The organism is Paraburkholderia sp. PREW-6R (assembly GCF_039621805.1).
In the GTDB taxonomy this organism is placed as follows: Bacteria; Pseudomonadota; Gammaproteobacteria; order Burkholderiales; family Burkholderiaceae; genus Paraburkholderia.
On the sequence record NZ_CP155073.1, the window covers coordinates 1,562,600 to 1,580,015 of the forward strand.

Here is a 17,416-nt window from a genome sequence, read left to right on the forward strand (position 1 = left end):
CAAAGCGGGCCATCTGGGCCCGCTTTGTCGTTGCCGTCTCAGCTTTGCTTCATTCGGCCGGCGCCATTGAATGTCACTTCTTCAACGCGGCGCGCGCACGTTCGATCAACGCCGACGTCGACGAGTCATGCTTCTTGACGTCCGCACCCGGCGACGTGAGATCGGCCTCGACGACCTTGCCGAGGATCTTGCCCAACTCCACGCCCCATTGATCGAACGGATTGATGTCCCACACCGACGCCTGCACGAGCACCTTGTGTTCGTACAGGGCGATCAACGCACCGAGTGAACGCGCGGTCAGCGCGTCGACGATAATCGTCGTAGTGGGGCGGTTGCCAGGGAACACCAGGTGCGGCGCAAGATCGGGCTTGTCCGCGCCGGCGACTTTCTTCGCTTCTTCGAGCGTGCGGCCGAGCATCAGCGCTTCACTCTGCGCAAAGCAATTGGCGAGCAGCTTCGGATGATGGCTGACAAGCGGATGCTCCGGCGTCAGTACGGCGATGAAGTCGATCGGCACGATGGTCGAACCTTGATGCAGCATCTGAAAGAATGCATGCTGACCGTTCGTGCCCGGCTCGCCCCATGTGACGGCGGCGGTCGGATAGTCGACCATCGCGCCATCGAGCCGCGCCGACTTGCCATTGCTCTCCATCTCGAGCTGTTGCAGATACGAGGGCAGGAAATGCATCGCTTCCGAATACGGCGCGACCAGATAGCTTTGCGAGCCGAAAAAGTTGCGATACCAGATGCCGATCATGCCGAGCAGTACCGGCAGGTTCTTGTCGAGCGGCGCGGTACGGAAATGCTGGTCCATGTCGTTCGCGCCGGCGAGCAGTTCGTTGAACTGGTCGGGCCCGATCGCGATCATGATGGACAGGCCCACCGCTGACCACAGCGAGTAGCGGCCACCCACCCAGTCCCACATCTGGAACACGTTCTCTTTCGCGATGCCGAACTTCACGACCTCGGCGGGATTGGCCGACACGCCGACGAAATGCTTCGCCAGTTCGCTTTCCGGGCAGCCCTTGCTGATGAACCAGTCGCGCATGGAGTGCGCATTGGTCATGGTCTCAAGCGTAGTGAACGTCTTCGAGACGACGATCACGAGCGTTTCCTCGGGATCGATCTGTTGCATCACGTTGTAGATATCCGCGCCGTCAACATTCGACACGAAGTGCGACGTGATTTCTCGCGTGGCCAGATGATGCAACGCGCTCACGACCATCTTCGGCCCGAGATCGGAGCCGCCGATGCCGATGTTCACCACATAGCGGATACGCTTGCCCGTGTAGCCTTTCCACTCACCGCTGCGCACCTTGTCGGCAAACGCCGCCATCCTGGCGCGCTCGGCCTGTACCTCGGCATGGAACGGCGCGTTCGGATCGTTCGAGCGCAATGCGGTATGCAGTGCCGCGCGGTGTTCGGTCGGATTGACGATATCGCCCGCAAACATGGCGTCGCGCCGCTTCTCGACGCCCGCTTCGCGCGCGAGCTGCACGAGCAGCTTCAGCGTTTCATCGGTGATGCGGTTCTTCGAGAAATCGATTGCGAGGCCGCCGCCCGAGAACGCGAAGCGCTCGGCACGGGTAGGCGCGGGGTCGTTCTCGGGTGCAAACCAGTCGCGCATGTGGGCATCGCGAATCTTCTCGTAATGCGTTTGCAGCGAGGACCAGGAAGGGAGCGAGTTCTGGGTCATAGCGTCCGTTTAACCAGGGGAACGAGGGAAGGCCAGCGCGCCAGAGGCGCTGCCGGGGATGTTGCAACGTTGCTGTCAACGTGATGCCGCACGGCCGGGTTCGGCTCATATTGCCGCAAGATTCGACGAGTTGGAAAAGTCGCTCGCCAGCGCGGCAATGTCGCCGCCGCCCGTGCCGACACCTCACGTTAAACCTTGCGCTAACCGCTGCCGTATTCGCCGCGCGGCAAGCAGGCTGGCCGCGGGTCAGCAGCAGGACAGCAGCGCAGTCAGTGAATCAGTATAGCGGCCCCGCGTGACAGAGGAAGGTGGAGTGAACATCGCGCGCAAAGTCGGGGAACGCGAACGCCCGTGCACAGGGTTGCCGCATCAACCATGCGACGGATAGAAAAGCCGGTTGAGCAACGTGCGCACCATCGGCGCGAGTTCGCCGGCGGTCAGCCCGGCCGGGCCGTGCCCTTGAGCGCTGAGCGTATCGGCGGCGAGCCCGTGCAGGTACACGCCCGCCAAAGCCGCCTCGAAGCGCGGCAAATGCTGCGCGAGCAGTGCGCCGATTATGCCGCCGAGCACGTCGCCAGTGCCGCACGTGGCGAGCGCGGCGTTGCCTGTCGGGTTGATCGCGATGCGGCCGTCCGGCGTGGCAATCACGGTGCCGGTTCCTTTCAGCACGATGACGCTCGCAAAGCGCGCGGCGAGCGCGCGCGCGGCGGCAAGCCGGTCGGCCTGCACGGTGGGCGCGTCGGTGCCGAGCAGACGAGCCGCTTCGAGTGGATGCGGCGTCAGCACGCAAGGGTCGCCCTGCGTGCCGCGCGCGGTCACTTCGGCCGCGAGCGACGCATCTTTCGAAATCAGGTTGAGCGCGTCGGCGTCGAACAGCTTGGGCACGTCGAGTCGCAGCACATCGTGCAGCACGCGCGTGGCGCGCTCCCCATGACCCATCCCGCAGCCGACGGCCAGCGCGTCCATGGTGTCGAGCGGCAGATCGTCGATGGCGTGCAACATCAGTTCGGGATGCGGCGGATCGTAGGGCGGCGCGCCTTCGCCGAGCAGCGCGACATGCACCTTGCCCGCACCGGTGTACAGCGCGGCGCGCGACGCGAGGATCGGCGCGCCGCACATGCCGGTGTCGCCGCCCACTACCGCAAGACTGCCGAACGTGCCTTTGTTCGTCGCGAAATCGCGCGGCGGCAGGCTCGCCGCGAACAACTCCGGCGCGTTCAGTTGCACGGCTGTGCGCTGGCTGCAGTCGAGCCCGATCGGCGCGACCGTGACCGAGCCGGCGAGATCGCGTCCCTGCGCGGTGAAAAGCCCCGGTTTGGCCGCGATGAACGTCACGGTATGCGTGGCGTGGACGGCGGCGCTGTCTTTGCCGCCGACGACCGTGCCGGTGTCGCTGTCAAGGCCGCTCGGCACGTCGAGCGCCAGCACGCCGCCCTTGCGCGGGCGCGCTTTCGCCCGCTGCGTCAGTTGACGGGCCACGCTGGCAAAAACGCCGTCCAATTCGCGCGTGAGACCGATCCCGAACATGCCGTCCACGAGCCATGTGTAGCCGGCCAGCGAGGCCGGCATGTCGGCGGTGATCGGCACGCCGGCGGCGCGGGCCGTGGCGAGCGCCCAGCGGGCGTCGTCCGCTTTCACTTCGACCGGCATGCACAGTTCGACGGCGATGCCGGCCTCGTGCAACTCAGCCGCGAGGATGAGCGCATCGCCGCCGTTGTTGCCGGGGCCCGCGATCAGCCACACCTTCTGCTTCGATTTCTCGATCGACGTGTCGCGCGTGATCTGTTCGAGGAGGAAACTCGCGGCCGATTTGCCGGCGCGCGCCATCAGCGTATAGGGCGGCAAGGCGGCCGACGCCTGGGTTTCGGCGATCCGCAATTCGGTGAGCGTCAGAAGCGGCAGCGCACGGTCGTGCGGGTTGATCAGCGTGGGCAGTGTGGTGTCGGCGTTTGTCATGTCGGGGTCGGCGCAGGTCTGGCGGGTCTGGCGGGTGTGGCGGGTGTGGAGTTGGCCCGAGGCGGCGGGTACTGGGAAACGCTTATCCTGGGGCCCACGCGAGTTTCGCGCGGCTCTCAAGGTCGTCCGGAAGTCGCCCCGATGACAGCTTACCGGAAGCGCTCGGCCCGCAGCGCAGCGAGCGTGTCGTCGGGAACCTCGGGCGTCGTGCCCGAGATCAGATCAGCAATCAGCTTGCCCGAGCCGCAGGCGAGACCCCATCCCGCGGGACCATGACCGGCGTTGACGAACAGGCGCGGATGCAGCGCGTTGCCGATCACCGGCAAGCCGTCCGGCGACAACAGTCTGACCCCTTCCCACGGCAACGCCGCCGAAATCCGCGCGGCGCCCGGAATCCAGTCGTGCGTCGCCTGGCCGAGGAGCGCGAGCGCCTCTTCCGTGACCGCCTCGCCAAGCGGCTTGTCGATATCTTTTGCGTTTTGCAGCACTGCGCCGCCCGCGATCCGCAGACGGTGGTTCATCCGGCTGATCGCAATGCGCTTCACTGCATCCACGATCGCCACGTGCGGCGCACATTCCTCATGCGCAATCGGCGCAACCAGCGTATGCAGGCGCAGCGGATAAAGCGGCAAGCGCAGACCGAGCCGTTCGAGCAGCGTCAAACTGCCGTATCCGGCCGCGACGACCACACAGTCGGCGTGAATCACGTCCACTTCGCGCGAACGCGAGCCCGCGTCCGGCCGCGACGTCAGTTCCACCGACGCCCGCTGACCTTCGAGGCGAATACCCGACACTTCGCGGCCGAGCATGAACTGCACGCCGCCTTCCATATCCAGCGTCTGCTTGATGAGCTTGGTGAAAAGCGGGCTGTTGCCCGTGCGTTCCTGATCGAACAGCACGCCGCCCGCGAATTCGGGTTCGGTGCGCACCGAGTGTTCGAACGACGCGCACTGTTCGGGCGTCAACTCGTGGTGCGGCACTTCGTAATGACGCAGCAGACCGAGCGCCGGCCGGAGCTGTTCCCACTCTTCGTGCGAGCGCACGAGATACAGCAGCCCGCTCGTCTGCTCGAATTCGAGCCCGGAGCGGGCCTCCATGCCGGCTATCGTGTCCCGGGACAATTCGACCAGCGGCCGCAGCAGTCCGTATTGATGACCGAACGCATTGGGTTCCTGCAGTTCGGCGAGTTGCCTGACGAACTGGCGCGCCGGTCCCGAAAAACCGCTCCTGTTGACAACGCCGTTCTTCGCGTTCTGGCGGCTCGCCATGAAAGTCGGGCCGAACCACACGTCGAGCGGCGTGGGCAGCAGGGTGCCGCCGTGCCCGTAAGTGGCGCCTTGCGCGACTGTTGCGTGGCGCTCCACGACACAGACCCGGTGGCCGGCCGCGCGCAGGTGATAAGCGGTGGCGACGCCCGCAATCCCGCCGCCGATGACGATGACATCCATGTTCTGATTCGAGTTGCCGCCGGGACGCGAGACACCGCGCCTGCCGTCAGGCGTGACATGCGGCGCGATGGCGAGCCTGCTTCAGGCCCATCGCACCGATCTGATGAAAGGCCGAATGATAGCAGTCAAACCTGCCGCGGGGCCACGCGCGCCATGGGCGCCACGTCGTTCGGACCGTTGCGCGGCCCCGGCTGGAAGCCCGTTCCCGGGGTATAATCTCGGACTTCCTTTCCGCCTCACGTCGCCTTTTACGCGCGGCTCATCGGCATCACTCATCGGCATCATTAGCGACGCAACGTCAAGTCCATGGCCCACTTCTCGTGTTTCCCCGGCGCTTCGGCCCTTTCCGATTTCCGTCAAACCCGCCTGCTCGAAACGCTGACGCGCATCGATCCAAATATCACCGGCGTGCGTGCGCAATATCTGCACTTCGTTAACGCGCAGAGCCCGCTGTCCGCCGAAGACACCGCGAAAATCGAAGCGCTGATGCACTACGGCGATCCGCTCGAAGCAACGAAAGAGCGCGGCGCGGCCGAAACGTTTCTCGTCGTGCCGCGTTTTGGCACGGTGTCGCCGTGGGCCAGCAAGGCAACGGATATCGCTCATCTGTGCGGGCTCGCGCAGGTGCGGCGCATCGAGCGCGGCGTCGAATACACGGTTACGCTGAAAAGCGGTCTGCTGGGCGGCAAGAAGGCGTTGTCCGACGAAGCGCGCGCCGCCGTGGTCGCCGCGTTGCACGACCGCATGACGGAAAGCGTGGCGGCTTCGCGCGATCAGGCCATGCATCTGTTCGACGAACTGCCGGCCAAGCCGCTGCAAACCGTCGACGTCTTGAGCAACGGCCGTGGCGCGCTGGAAGTGGCGAATACCGAGCTGGGCCTCGCGCTCGCCGACGACGAAATCGACTACCTCGTGGACGCTTTCACGAAGCTCGGCCGCAACCCGACCGACGTCGAACTGATGATGTTCGCGCAAGCCAACAGCGAACACTGCCGGCACAAGATTTTCAACGCGGAATGGACGATCGACGGGGAAAAGCAGGACATGTCGCTGTTCAACATGATCCGCAATACGGAAAAGCTGAATCCGCAAGGCACGATCGTCGCGTATTCGGATAACTCGGCGATCATGGCGGGCGGCATGGCGGAACGCTGGTTCCCGCGCACGCCGGCTCAGCTTGGCGCAAGCGAACTGCCCGAGCATTACCTGCGCAGCAACGAGCTCACGCACACGTTGATGAAGGTGGAGACGCACAACCACCCCACGGCAATTTCGCCGTTTCCGGGTGCGGCAACGGGTGCGGGCGGCGAAATTCGCGACGAAGGCGCAACGGGCCGCGGTGCGCGTCCGAAGGCCGGCCTCACGGGCTTTACGGTGTCGAACCTGGAATTGCCGGACGGCGTGCAGACGTGGGAAAACGCGCGCGACGCCGCTCAGCCGCTCGCCTATCGCAATCCAGACGACCGACACGAGGCGTATGGCCGTCCCGACCGCATTGCGTCGCCGCTGCAGATCATGATCGACGGCCCGCTCGGCGGCGCCGCGTTCAACAACGAATTCGGCCGGCCCAATCTGGGCGGCTATTTCCGCGTGTATGAGCAGAACGTCGCGGGCCGGGTGCGCGGCTATCACAAACCGATCATGATCGCGGGCGGCATCGGCAATATCTCCGACCAGCACACGCACAAGCTCGATCTGCCCGAAGGCTCGCTGCTGATCCAGATCGGCGGTCCCGGCATGCGCATCGGCATGGGCGGCGGCGCGGCGAGTTCCATGGCCACCGGCACCAACACCGCTGAACTGGATTTCGATTCCGTGCAGCGCGGCAATCCTGAAATCGAGCGCCGCGCGCAGGAAGTGATCAACGCGTGCTGGCAACTCGGCGAAAACAATCCGATTCTAAGCATTCACGACGTCGGCGCGGGCGGTCTGTCGAACGCGTTCCCGGAAGTGGTGGACGGCGCAGGCAAGGGCGCGCTGTTCGATCTGCGCAAGATCCAGCTGGAAGAGAGCGGTTTGTCGCCACGCGAAATCTGGTCGAACGAAGCGCAGGAGCGCTATGTTCTGGCCATCGCACCGGCTGACCTGCCGACATTCGAAGCCCTGTGCAGGCGCGAGCGTTGCCCGTTTGCAGTGATCGGTACGGCGACGGCCGAACGCCAGTTGAAGGTGATCGATTCTGAGCAGAACGGCGCGACGCATGAGCCGGTCGACATGCCGATGGAAGTGCTGCTCGGCAAGGCGCCGCGCATGCACCGCGATGTGAAGCGCGTCGAACAGAAACTGGAACCGGTCGAGGTCACCGGCATCGCGCTGCCGGAGGTGGCGGCGAGCGTGCTGCGTCACCCGACGGTGGCGAGCAAGTCGTTCCTGATCACGATCGGCGACCGCTCGGTGGGCGGCACGACGGCGCGCGACCAGATGGTCGGTCCGTGGCAGGTGCCGGTCGCCGACGTCGCCATCACCACGATGGATTACGCGGGCTTCCGCGGCGAAGCCATGACCATGGCCGAGCGCACGCCGCTTGCCGTGATCGACGCGCCGGCGTCGGGCCGCATGGCGGTGGGCGAGGCGGTCACGAATATCGCGGCCGCGCCGATCGCGTCGCTCGACAAGCTCAAGCTGTCGGCGAACTGGATGGCCGCGTGCGGCGCGCCGGGCGAAGATGCGGCGCTGTACGACACGGTGAAGGCCATCGGCATGGAGCTGTGCCCTGCGCTAGGCATCAGCATTCCGGTCGGCAAGGATTCGCTTTCCATGCGCACCAAGTGGGAAGACCGCGGCGTCGCCAAAGAAGTGGTCGCACCCGTCTCGCTGATCATCTCGGCGTTCGCGCCGGTCGAAGACGTGCGTCGCCATCTCACGCCGCAGTTGCGCCGCATGTCCGGCGCGGACGGCGTGGGGGAATCCGTGCTGATCGCAATCGACCTCGGACGCGGCAAGCAGCGTCTGGGCGGCAGCATTCTCGCGCAGGTCACGCAACAGGTCGGCGACACGGTGCCGGACGTCGACGATCCGGAAGACCTGAAGCGGTTCTTCAACGTGATCCAGGCACTGAATAAGGACGGCAAGCTGCTCGCGTACCACGACCGCTCGGACGGCGGGCTGTGGGCGACCGTCTGCGAAATGGCGTTCGCGGGCCACGTGGGCGTGTCGTTGAACGTCGACATGCTGGTGCTCGATCCGCATCACGAATCCGATTATGGCGACGCGAAAGACTGGGCGAAGCAGACCAGCGGCCGCCGCGAAGACCGCACGATCCGCGCGCTCTTTAACGAGGAACTCGGTGGCGTGATCCAGGTGCGCGCGTCCGAGCGCGACGCCGTGCTGGCCGTGCTGCGCGAACACGGTCTGTCGGCATGCTCGCATGTGATCGGCAAGGTCAACGAGCGCGACACAATCGAAATCTATCGCGACGCGAAGAAAATTTACGAAGCGCCGCGCACGGAGCTGCATCGCACATGGAGCGAGGTGAGCTGGCGTATTGCGCGCCTGCGTGACAACCCCGCGTGCGCCGACGCCGAGTACGACGCGATTTCCGACGCCGCCGACCCCGGCATGACGCCCGTGCTGACTTTCGACCCGGCCGAAGAAGTGTCGGCGCCGTTCATCGGCCGGAGGGCGCGTCCGCGCGTCGCGGTCCTGCGCGAGCAGGGCGTGAATTCGCACCTCGAAACGGCGTACGCGTTCGACCGCGCAGGCTTCGACGCGCACGACGTTCACATGAGCGATCTGCTGGCAGGCCGCGCGAATCTGGCGGACTTCGCCGGCGCGGTTGCGTGTGGCGGCTTTTCCTACGGCGACACGCTGGGCGCAGGCGAGGGCTGGGCCAAGACGATCCGCTTCAACGCGCAACTAGCCGACATGTTCGCCGCGTTCTTTGCCCGTGAGGACACTTTCGCGCTCGGCATCTGCAACGGTTGCCAGATGATGAGCAGCCTCGCGTCGATGATTCCGGGTGCGCAAGCGTGGCCGAAGTTCACGCGCAACAAGTCGGAGAAGTTCGAGGCGCGCTTCTCGCTGGTCGAAGTGCAGCCATCGCCGTCCATTTTCTTCGCCGGCATGGAAGGCTCGCGCATTCCGGTGGCCGTTGCGCACGGCGAAGGTTTTGCGGACTTTTCGCAGCAGGGCGATGCGTCGAAGGTGGCGGTGGCGATGCGTTACGTCGACCATCGGGGCCAGCCGACCGAGCAGTACCCGTTCAACCCGAACGGCTCGCCGGACGGCATTACGTCGGTCACGACGCCAGACGGCCGCTTCACGGTGCTGATGCCGCACACCGAGCGCGTGCATCGTGCGGTACAGATGAGCTGGCATCCGGAAGGCTGGGGCGAGGGTGCGACAGACGCGAGTCCCTGGATGCGCGTGTTCGAAAACGCGCGTCGCTGGCTGGGATAACGACGCGGCAACCGCCTGGCAGGCTGCCGCGTACGGTTCGCGCGGCAGCTTCCCCGTGCTGTACGGTGCCCGGCTGCCGGCTGGTAGGCTCGCTGCAGTCGTGAGACGCAAACCGTGGCCTACGTACCCGCTCGGGTACGAAACAACCCGATTTCACACTATTTTCAGCCCTTCGTACCCGACCGGGTACGAAGTAACCGTTTCGGGTGCACAAAGCGCCGTTTCGTACCCGAACGGGTACGAAATCTGTCCTGTGCCGCGATCGAATGGCATAATGTCCCCGAGCGGGTACGGACTCGCGAGGGGCGCACCGTGACGCAATCCAACGTTTTCATAACAAACACTACCGAGTTGGGCGAGCTCGTGCGCGCGTCGAGGCTCGCGCAAGGCCTCACGCGCGACGACGTCGCCACGTCCACTGGCCTTTCTCCCAAATTCATCACGCACATCGAGGCGGGCAAGTCGACCGCGCAGATCGGCAAGGTGCTGCAACTGCTAAGCGAACTGGGCATCAGCCTGCGGGCGCAGGTTTCGGTCGATATTCCGGCCGCCATAGCCAGCAAGGCGCAGCAGCGCAGGCGGACCACTCATGGCCGCTAGAACGCTCGTCGCCTATGCGAATGGCCAGCGTGTCGGCGTGGTGAGCGACGACAGCGGCGTCTGGTCCTTCACCTACGACGAAGGCTGGCTCGCGCAAGCCGGCGCTTTTGCGCTGTCGCCCGCGTTCCCGCTCAACGCGGAGCCTTTCGTCGACGGATCGAGCCAGCGGCCGGTGCAATGGTTCTTCGACAACCTGCTGCCCGAAGAGGAGATGCGCACGGCGCTCGCGCGTGAGGCGAAAGTGAATGCGAGCGACGCGTGGGGTTTGCTTGCCTACTATGGCCGCGAATCGGCTGGCGCATTGACGCTTCTTCCGGAGGGCGAGCACGAGGCCTCCGGCGGTTTGCAGGCTTTGTCCGAGGCGGATCTGGACGCACGCATTCAGGCCATGCCGCAGCGCGCGCTGACGGCCACCGCGCCCAAACGCATGTCTGCCGCAGGCGCCCAGCAAAAACTGTTGCTCACCTTGCGTGGCGACGCGCCGCACTACGAGCTTTTCGAGCCGCTCGGCAATGAACCGTCGATGCATCTGCTGAAGCCCGATATGAAGAGCACGGGCTACCCGCATTCGGCGATCAATGAATTTTTCTGCATGCAGCTTGCGCAGGCGTTGGGCGTGAACGTGCCGCCCACGCATTTCCTGCGCGTGCCTTCGGCCTGCTATGTCATCGACCGTTTCGACCGTGACATGTCCGCGGAGCCGGTGCGTCGCCTGCACACGGTGGACGCCATGCAACTGCTGAATTACGACCGTCATTTCAAATACCAGAACGCGACCGCGCAGGTACTGAGGGACGCCATTGAGAAAACCGCCACGCGTGCGCTGGCGCGTCTTGAGGTCTTTCGGTGGGCGATTTTCAACGTGCTGATCGGCAACGCGGATTCGCATCTGAAAAACCTGTCGTTCTTCGTTAGCAACCGCGGCTACATGCTCGCGCCGTTCTACGATCTGGTGAGCACGGTCGTCTACCATACGCCGACTTATCAGCCGCAGCAGCGCGACCGCTGGCCTCACTGCGATCTGACCATGCCGATTGGCGAAGCCATGCAATTCGCAGACGTCTCCAGAAAAAACATGCTGGCCTTCGGCGAAGCGCTTCGCCTGCCGCCGAAGGGCGCGCAAAGATTACTGGATGGCATGCTGGCCGAGCTGGACACCAAAGTGGCCAGCACGCGCCGCGCTGTCGACGTCATCGCGCAGCCCACCGCGGGCGAGATCCGTCTGCTCGACTCGATTGTCGCGATGCCCATCGCCGAGATGAGCCGCGCGTTACGCTCCTAGATAACCAGATCCTGGTCAGGCATGGCGGACCGCGCCGCCTGAGCCGGATACGACGCCATGAAAAAGCCCCGTTCAGTCGCGGACTGAACGGGGCTTTAGCGAGAACAGAACCGCTTACTGGATCTTCGCGTTCTTGCGCAGGCCTTCTTCGAATGCCTGCAGCTTTTCCTGCTGGATCTGCTGGACGATCTGCGCGCGCACCTGTTCGAGCGGCGGCGGCGTGACATTGCGCACGTCGTCGACACGGATGATGTGCCAGCCGAATTGCGTATGGACCGGCGAGTTCGTCATCTGGCCTTTTTGCAGATGCGTGGCCGCTTCAGCGAATTCAGGCACGTAGGCTTTCGGGTCCGACCAGTCGAGGTCGCCGCCGTTCTTGCCCGATCCCGGGTCCTTCGAGTATTGCTTCGCCAGATCTTCGAAGCTTGCGCCGGCCTTGATCTTCGCGATCAGATCCTTGGCCTGCTGCTCGTTGTCGACGAGGATGTGGTGCAGGTGATATTCCTTGCCGCCCGCGTCCTTGACCAACGCGTTGTAGCGCGCGGTCACTTCGGCGTCGGTCGGCTGGTTGTTCTTCACGAAGTCTTCGATCAGCGCGCGCAGCACAACGGTTTGCTGGGCAACGGCGATCTGCGCCTTGACATCCGGGCGATTCGGCAGGCCGCGGCGCAGCGCTTCCTGCATCAGGATTTCGCGGTTCACCAGTTCTTCACGCACGGCCTGTTGCAGTTGCGGCGTGTTCTGCTGGCCTTGATGCACGAGTTGGTCGACCAGCGCATCGGCGCGCGCTTTGGGAATCGGCGTTCCGTTCACGACGGCAATGTTCTGTGCGAATGCAGGTGCGGCCGCAAATGCAGCCACCAATACCCAAAGGCGGGTTTTCTTCAAGGTCATCGAAAATTTTCCTAGCGGGGCAACAAAGCGAATTCTTCGGGCGTGTAAGCCGTGATGGCAAGGGCGTGGATGCCGCGCTGCATGGCATCGGCCAGCGCATCATACACCATGCGATGCCGCGCCACGCGGGCTTTCCCGGCGAACGCGGCCGCCACGATCGTGACACTGAAATGACCGCCGGCGGAGGCGCCAGCGTGGCCTGCGTGCTGTGCGCTATCGTCCGTGATCTGGATCGACGCGACGGGCGCAAGCGCTGCGGTGAGGCGCGCTTCGATCAGCGCGGCGCGCTCCGCGGTGGTGGCGTGCATGAATGCGTCGTTGCTCGTCATGTCATTCTTCCTTCATGTACTTCGACAGCCACAGACTCTGTCCGACGATGAACACCACGAGGCATCCCGTTGCGCCGAACAGCTTGAAATTGACCCACTGGTCGGTCGTGTAGTTGTACGCGACGAACAGATTGACGAGCCCGAGCAGCACGAAAAAGATTGCCCAGACCACGTTCAGCTTGCCCCATATGGCGTGCGGCAGTGTGATCTGCTTGCCCATCATCGCTTCGATCAGATTTTTGTTGAAGGCCATTTGCGACACGATCAGCGCGACCGAGAACGCCCAGTACAGCACGGTCGGCTTCCACTTGATGAACGTGTCGTTGTGCAGCACGAGCGTTGCGCCGCCGAACACGGTGACCACGCCCAGGCTCACCCAGAGCATCGGGTCGACCTTGCGATGCCGGAAAGCCACCCACGCGATCTGCACCAGCGTGGCGACGATCGCCACTGCCGTCGCCGTAAAAATGCCCCAGATCTTGAAGGCGACGAAGAACAGGATGATCGGGAACAGATCGAACAAAAATTTCATTATCTGGTCGGGAAGACGGAAGAAGTGAGTGAGAGTATGAGGGACGCAGACGACACGGCGCGCGCGACGCTCGGCCGCCAACCCGGCCGCGGCGCCATGGCGGTGTCCTCCGGTGTTCTCATCAGACACGTTCCTGCCACGCCCGTGCGCCGGTGATATGACGGAAACATGCCGGAAACATGCCGGAGAACGGAACCGATGACATGCACCAGTGCCACCTAACGATGACCCGCACCGATGCAGGACGCTCGTCACAGCCGGAAAATTCCAGTTCGCCGAAGTGCCGTGCCACGGGCGCTGCGATGGACCGCGCACCGGTGATCGCCTTGCAAGCCGGATGAAGGCAATCGCGGCCGGCCGAGACCTTTCACCGGCGCGGCCGGCAACGCGTCGGATTTCGTCCCGCGTTACTTGGGCTCGAATTGTAACGCAGCCGAGTTGATGCAGTAGCGCAGACCAGTGGGTGCCGGTCCGTCTTCGAACACATGCCCGAGATGCGCGCCGCAGTTCTTGCATTGCACTTCGATGCGCAGCATGCCGTGCGAGCGGTCGGTTTTCTCGGCGATCACTTCGCCGTTGATCGGCTTGAAATAGCTCGGCCAGCCGCAGCCGGCGTCGAACTTGGTGTCCGATTCGAAGAGCGGCGTGCCGCAGCAGACGCAGTCGTAAACACCGCGGTCCCAGTGGTCATGATAGCGGCCGGTAAACGGCCGTTCGGTGGCCGCATGGCGCGTCACCTGATATTCGATATCCGAAAGCTGCTTGCGCCATTCGGCGTCGTCTTTCTGCACGGCGGGAACGTCGGGATTGAGGTCGTCGGGCTTGTTCATGATCGGTTCCTGTATCGGGTAGTGGTAAGTGCATGCGTGCGCGTGTCGCGCGGTGATCCGAACGACTGCGAACGGCTCAGGATGAACAGCTGACTTCGAGCGAGCCGGCCCAGTCGGGCGGCAGTCCGGCATACGCTTCGTTATCCGGCTGTTCATCGAACGGACGGCGCAGCACGGCCACTAAACGTTCCACTTCGGAATAATCCTTCTCTTTCGCGCGGCGGATCGCCGTTTCCGCCAGATGATTGCGAAGGATGAATTTGGGGTTCACACAGTTCATTGCAATGGCCCGCGCGGCGTCGTCCCGTGTTTCCTCGGACAGCCGTACGCGATAGTCGTTCGCCCACGCGTCGAACGCGGCGCGGTCGAGGAACAGGTCGCGCACCGACGCGTCGCCGCGCGCGTCGTGCTTCGACACGCGCGCCAGATTGCGGAACGTCAGCGTGAAGTCCGCGCGATTGGCGTGCATCACTTCAAAAAGACGATTGACGAGCGTGTCGTCGCCGTCGCGCGCGATCTCGAGCCCGAGCTTTGCGCGCATGCGCTGCTCCAGTGCCGGCGCGAAGCGATCCTTAAAGCCGCCTAGCACGCGCTGCGCGTCTTCGATCGCCTTGTCGGCGCGTACGCTCTCGTCGTGCTGCGCTCCAAGCAGCGGCAGCAGGCCCTGCGCGAGGCAGAACAGGTTCCAGTACGCGATCTGCGGTTGCATCCTGTATGCGTAGCGGCCTTGCGTGTCGGAGTGATTGCAGATGTAGCCGGCGTCGAAGCCGTCCATGAAACCGAACGGGCCGTAGTCGATCGTGAGACCGAGGATCGACATGTTGTCGGTGTTCATCACGCCGTGGCAGAAGCCGACCGCCTGCCAATGCACCATCAGGTCCGCGGTCGAGATCACTGCTTCGTTCAGCAGCGCGAGATACGGATCGTCCGCTTCGCGGCAATGCGGATAGAACCGCTCGATCACGTGATCGGCGAGCGCGCGCAAAGCGTCGGTGCGATCGTTCGCGTAGAAATGCTCGAAGTGACCAAAACGTACGAAACTCGGCGCCACGCGTGTGACGACGGCGGCAGTCTCGACTTCCTCGCGACGCACCGGCTGATCGGAGCCGATCACGCACAGCGCGCGCGTGGTGGGTATTCCGAGGTGATGCATGGCTTCCGAGCACAGGAACTCGCGGATCGACGAACGCAACACCGCGCGGCCGTCGCCCATGCGTGAATAAGGCGTGCGTCCTGCGCCTTTGAGCTGTAATTCAAAGCGCCTGCCGTCGTGGTCCAGCTCACCGAGGCCAAGCGCACGGCCGTCGCCGAGCTGACCGGCCCAGACGCCGAACTGGTGCCCTGAGTAGACCGATGCATACGGCAGCGCCTCTGAAGGCCATTCGCGCGTGGCGTTGCCGCTGAACAGTTCGGCGAAACCGGGGTCGTTCTGAATGTCCGGTGCGAGACCGAGCAGCGCGGCGGTCTGCGCGGAGAAGCCAACCACGTAGGGGTCACTGAGCGGCGCCGCCGGCAGGCGCGTGAGAAACGTGCTGCCGAGCCGCGCGAACGCGTCTCCGGGTGATTCGACGAGTAATTCGGATAAAGCCGACAGCGGACCGGATAACCCTGCAATGCTTGGGGAAAACGACATATTGAGCGCCTCTCGATTAGCCGATATTGTAAATCCGCGCTTGCGGGCCCGCTGGCGGCCGCAAATCTCAATGAAGCGAACAGGCGAGGAGACCCTTCTTTATGACGACGCCGCTGCTTGGCCAGATGATGGACATACCGCTGACCGTGCCCTCACTGCTTGCCCATGCCGCGCGGCATTTCGGCAGCACGGAGATCGTGTCGCGGCGCATCGAAGGCGATCTGCATCGGTATACGTATCGTGATTGTGAAAAGCGCGCGAAGCAACTCGCCCAGGCGCTGATCGCGCTAGGCGTCGAACCCGGTGAGCGGATTGGAACACTCGCGTGGAATGGTTACCGGCACCTCGAGGCATATTACGGCACGACCGGCTTTGGCGCCGTGTGCCACACAATCAACCCGCGTCTGTTCTGCGATCAGATCGCCTACATCATCAACCATGCGGACGACGCCTACGTGCTGTTCGACACCACGTTCGCGCCGCTCGTCGATACGCTCGCACCGCAGTGCCCGAAAGTGCGCGGCTGGATCGCGCTGGCCGACGAGGCCGATCTGCCGGCAATGCAAACGCCCGCGCTCAGCTACGAAACGCTGGTCGACGCGCAGGACGGCAGCTTCGAATGGCCGCCGCTCGACGAGCGCCAGGCTTCGTATCTCTGCTATACGTCCGGCACCACGGGCAATCCGAAGGGGGCGCTGTACTCGCATCGCTCGACCGTGCTGCATGCGTTCGGCGCGTCGCTGCCCGATGCGATGAGCCTGTCCGCGCGCGACAGCGTTTTGCCCGTCGTGCCGATGTTCCATGTGAACGCGTGGGGCATTCCGCACGCCGCGCCGCTCACGGGCGCCAAGCTCGTGCTTCCCGGCAAGGACCTCGACGGCAAGTCGCTCTACGAACTGATGGAAAGCGAACGCGTCACGTACTCGGCCGGCGTGCCGACGGTCTGGCTGGGTCTGCTCAACTATCTGCGCGAGGCGAAAGTGCGCTTTTCGTCGCTCAATCGCACGGTGATTGGCGGCAGTGCATGTCCGCCCGCCATGCTGCGTACTTTCGAAGACGATTACGGCGTGCAGGTGATCCATGCGTGGGGCATGACGGAAATGTCGCCGCTCGGCACGTTGTCCAAACTCACGTGGGCGCAGAGCCAGCGTCCGCTGGAGGATCAGCGCAAGCTGCTGGAAAAGCAGGGACACGCGCTTTATGGCGTGGATATGAAAATCGTCGGCGAAGACGGCCGCGAGTTGCCTTGGGACGGCGTTGCGTTCGGCGATCTGCATGTACGTGGACCGTGGGTGATCGACCGTTATTTTCGTCGGGACGACTCGCCGCTCGTGGACGGCTGGTTTCCGACCGGCGACGTTGCGACCATCGACCCCGACAGCTTCCTGAACATCACGGACCGCTCCAAGGACGTCATCAAGTCAGGCGGCGAATGGATCAGTTCGATCGACATCGAGAACGTAGCGATCGCTCATCCGGGCGTAGCGGAAGCGGCGTGTATCGCCTGCGCGCATCCGCGCTGGACCGAGCGTCCGCTGCTGGTGGTGGTGAGGCGGCCGGGCTTCGATGTCACGCGTGAGGAACTGCTCGCGTTCTACGACGGCAAGGTCGCCAAATGGTGGATTCCCGACGACGTCGCGTTCGTCGACGAACTCCCGCACACGGCCACCGGCAAGCTGCAAAAGCTGAAGTTGCGCGACATCTTCCGCGATCATGTGCTGCCGTCCGCGCGGGAAGAGGAAAAGGACTGCCCGCTGACGCCGCTTGCCAGGGGAAACCCCGCCTGACGATAATTGAACGAGCGTGCTTTTTTGTGTA

Annotated in this window: 12 protein-coding genes; 4 read left to right on the forward strand and 8 right to left on the reverse strand. The window is 64.0% G+C overall.

What is annotated here, in order from left to right; all coding sequences use genetic code 11:
• Positions 1–73: 73 nt before the first annotated feature.
• From pgi to AAGS40_RS06810, 3 genes are all read right to left on the reverse strand, one after another.
• The gene (pgi, locus tag AAGS40_RS06800) at positions 74–1,696 is read right to left on the reverse strand and encodes a glucose-6-phosphate isomerase (protein ID WP_345814058.1); all 1,623 of its coding nucleotides are present in this window, start codon (positions 1,694–1,696) and stop codon (positions 74–76) included.
• A 369-nt stretch (positions 1,697–2,065) separates the two neighbouring features.
• Entirely contained in the window at positions 2,066–3,652 is a 1,587-nt protein-coding gene (locus AAGS40_RS06805) for an NAD(P)H-hydrate dehydratase (RefSeq protein ID WP_345814059.1), read from the reverse strand.
• A gap of 149 nt (positions 3,653–3,801) precedes the next feature.
• Positions 3,802–5,100: an FAD-dependent oxidoreductase gene (locus AAGS40_RS06810; protein ID WP_345814061.1), complete on the reverse strand. Its 1,299-nt coding sequence runs from the start codon at positions 5,098–5,100 to the stop codon at positions 3,802–3,804.
• Positions 5,101–5,406: 306 nt separating this feature from the next.
• Between AAGS40_RS06810 and purL the strand changes: the two genes are divergently transcribed.
• From purL to AAGS40_RS06825, 3 genes are all read left to right on the forward strand, one after another.
• On the forward strand, positions 5,407–9,498 hold the full coding sequence (gene purL / locus AAGS40_RS06815; protein WP_345814063.1) for a phosphoribosylformylglycinamidine synthase: 4,092 nt from the start codon (positions 5,407–5,409) through the stop codon (positions 9,496–9,498).
• Between the two features lie 312 nt (positions 9,499–9,810).
• On the forward strand, positions 9,811–10,098 hold the full coding sequence (locus tag AAGS40_RS06820; RefSeq protein ID WP_345814065.1) for a helix-turn-helix domain-containing protein: 288 nt from the start codon (positions 9,811–9,813) through the stop codon (positions 10,096–10,098).
• Positions 10,088–11,380, forward strand: a complete 1,293-nt coding sequence (locus tag AAGS40_RS06825) for a HipA domain-containing protein (protein ID WP_345814067.1) — start codon at positions 10,088–10,090, stop codon at positions 11,378–11,380. Before AAGS40_RS06820 ends, AAGS40_RS06825 begins: the two co-directional genes overlap by 11 nt.
• Before the next feature lie 114 nt (positions 11,381–11,494).
• Here AAGS40_RS06825 and AAGS40_RS06830 read toward each other — a convergent pair whose 3' ends face one another.
• The 5 genes from AAGS40_RS06830 to AAGS40_RS06850 form a co-directional block, all read right to left on the reverse strand.
• The gene (locus tag AAGS40_RS06830) at positions 11,495–12,274 is read right to left on the reverse strand and encodes a peptidylprolyl isomerase (protein WP_345814068.1); all 780 of its coding nucleotides are present in this window, start codon (positions 12,272–12,274) and stop codon (positions 11,495–11,497) included.
• 11 nt (positions 12,275–12,285) lie between these two features.
• Positions 12,286–12,603, reverse strand: a complete 318-nt coding sequence (locus AAGS40_RS06835) for a BolA family protein (protein WP_345814070.1) — start codon at positions 12,601–12,603, stop codon at positions 12,286–12,288.
• Position 12,604: 1 nt separating this feature from the next.
• On the reverse strand, positions 12,605–13,135 hold the full coding sequence (locus AAGS40_RS06840) for a septation protein A (protein WP_345814072.1): 531 nt from the start codon (positions 13,133–13,135) through the stop codon (positions 12,605–12,607).
• 407 nt (positions 13,136–13,542) lie between these two features.
• Positions 13,543–13,965 (reverse strand): peptide-methionine (R)-S-oxide reductase MsrB, encoded by a 423-nt coding sequence (gene msrB / locus AAGS40_RS06845; protein WP_345814074.1) that lies wholly within the window; start codon positions 13,963–13,965, stop codon positions 13,543–13,545.
• 76 nt (positions 13,966–14,041) lie between these two features.
• Positions 14,042–15,598, reverse strand: coding sequence for a protein adenylyltransferase SelO (locus AAGS40_RS06850; protein WP_345814075.1), 1,557 nt, complete (start codon positions 15,596–15,598; stop codon positions 14,042–14,044).
• A 101-nt stretch (positions 15,599–15,699) separates the two neighbouring features.
• On the opposite strand from AAGS40_RS06850, the gene AAGS40_RS06855 reads away from it, so the two are divergent.
• On the forward strand, positions 15,700–17,385 hold the full coding sequence (locus tag AAGS40_RS06855; protein WP_345814076.1) for a 3-(methylthio)propionyl-CoA ligase: 1,686 nt from the start codon (positions 15,700–15,702) through the stop codon (positions 17,383–17,385).
• The last annotated feature ends 31 nt before the right edge of the window (positions 17,386–17,416 follow it).

Excerpts from the sequence above, each read along its gene's own strand:
- pgi (WP_345814058.1), bottom strand. The coding sequence starts at position 1,696 with ATGACCCAGAACTCGCTCCCTTCCTGGTCCTCGCTGCAAACGCATTAC.
- AAGS40_RS06805 (WP_345814059.1), bottom strand. The coding sequence starts at position 3,652 with ATGACAAACGCCGACACCACACTGCCCACGCTGATCAACCCGCACGAC.
- AAGS40_RS06810 (WP_345814061.1), bottom strand. The coding sequence starts at position 5,100 with ATGGATGTCATCGTCATCGGCGGCGGGATTGCGGGCGTCGCCACCGCT.
- purL (WP_345814063.1), top strand. The coding sequence starts at position 5,407 with ATGGCCCACTTCTCGTGTTTCCCCGGCGCTTCGGCCCTTTCCGATTTC.
- AAGS40_RS06825 (WP_345814067.1), top strand. The coding sequence starts at position 10,088 with ATGGCCGCTAGAACGCTCGTCGCCTATGCGAATGGCCAGCGTGTCGGC.
- AAGS40_RS06830 (WP_345814068.1), bottom strand. The coding sequence starts at position 12,274 with ATGACCTTGAAGAAAACCCGCCTTTGGGTATTGGTGGCTGCATTTGCG.
- AAGS40_RS06835 (WP_345814070.1), bottom strand. The coding sequence starts at position 12,603 with ATGACGAGCAACGACGCATTCATGCACGCCACCACCGCGGAGCGCGCC.
- AAGS40_RS06840 (WP_345814072.1), bottom strand. The coding sequence starts at position 13,135 with ATGAAATTTTTGTTCGATCTGTTCCCGATCATCCTGTTCTTCGTCGCC.
- msrB (WP_345814074.1), bottom strand. The coding sequence starts at position 13,965 with ATGAACAAGCCCGACGACCTCAATCCCGACGTTCCCGCCGTGCAGAAA.
- AAGS40_RS06850 (WP_345814075.1), bottom strand. The coding sequence starts at position 15,598 with ATGTCGTTTTCCCCAAGCATTGCAGGGTTATCCGGTCCGCTGTCGGCT.
- AAGS40_RS06855 (WP_345814076.1), top strand. The coding sequence starts at position 15,700 with ATGACGACGCCGCTGCTTGGCCAGATGATGGACATACCGCTGACCGTG.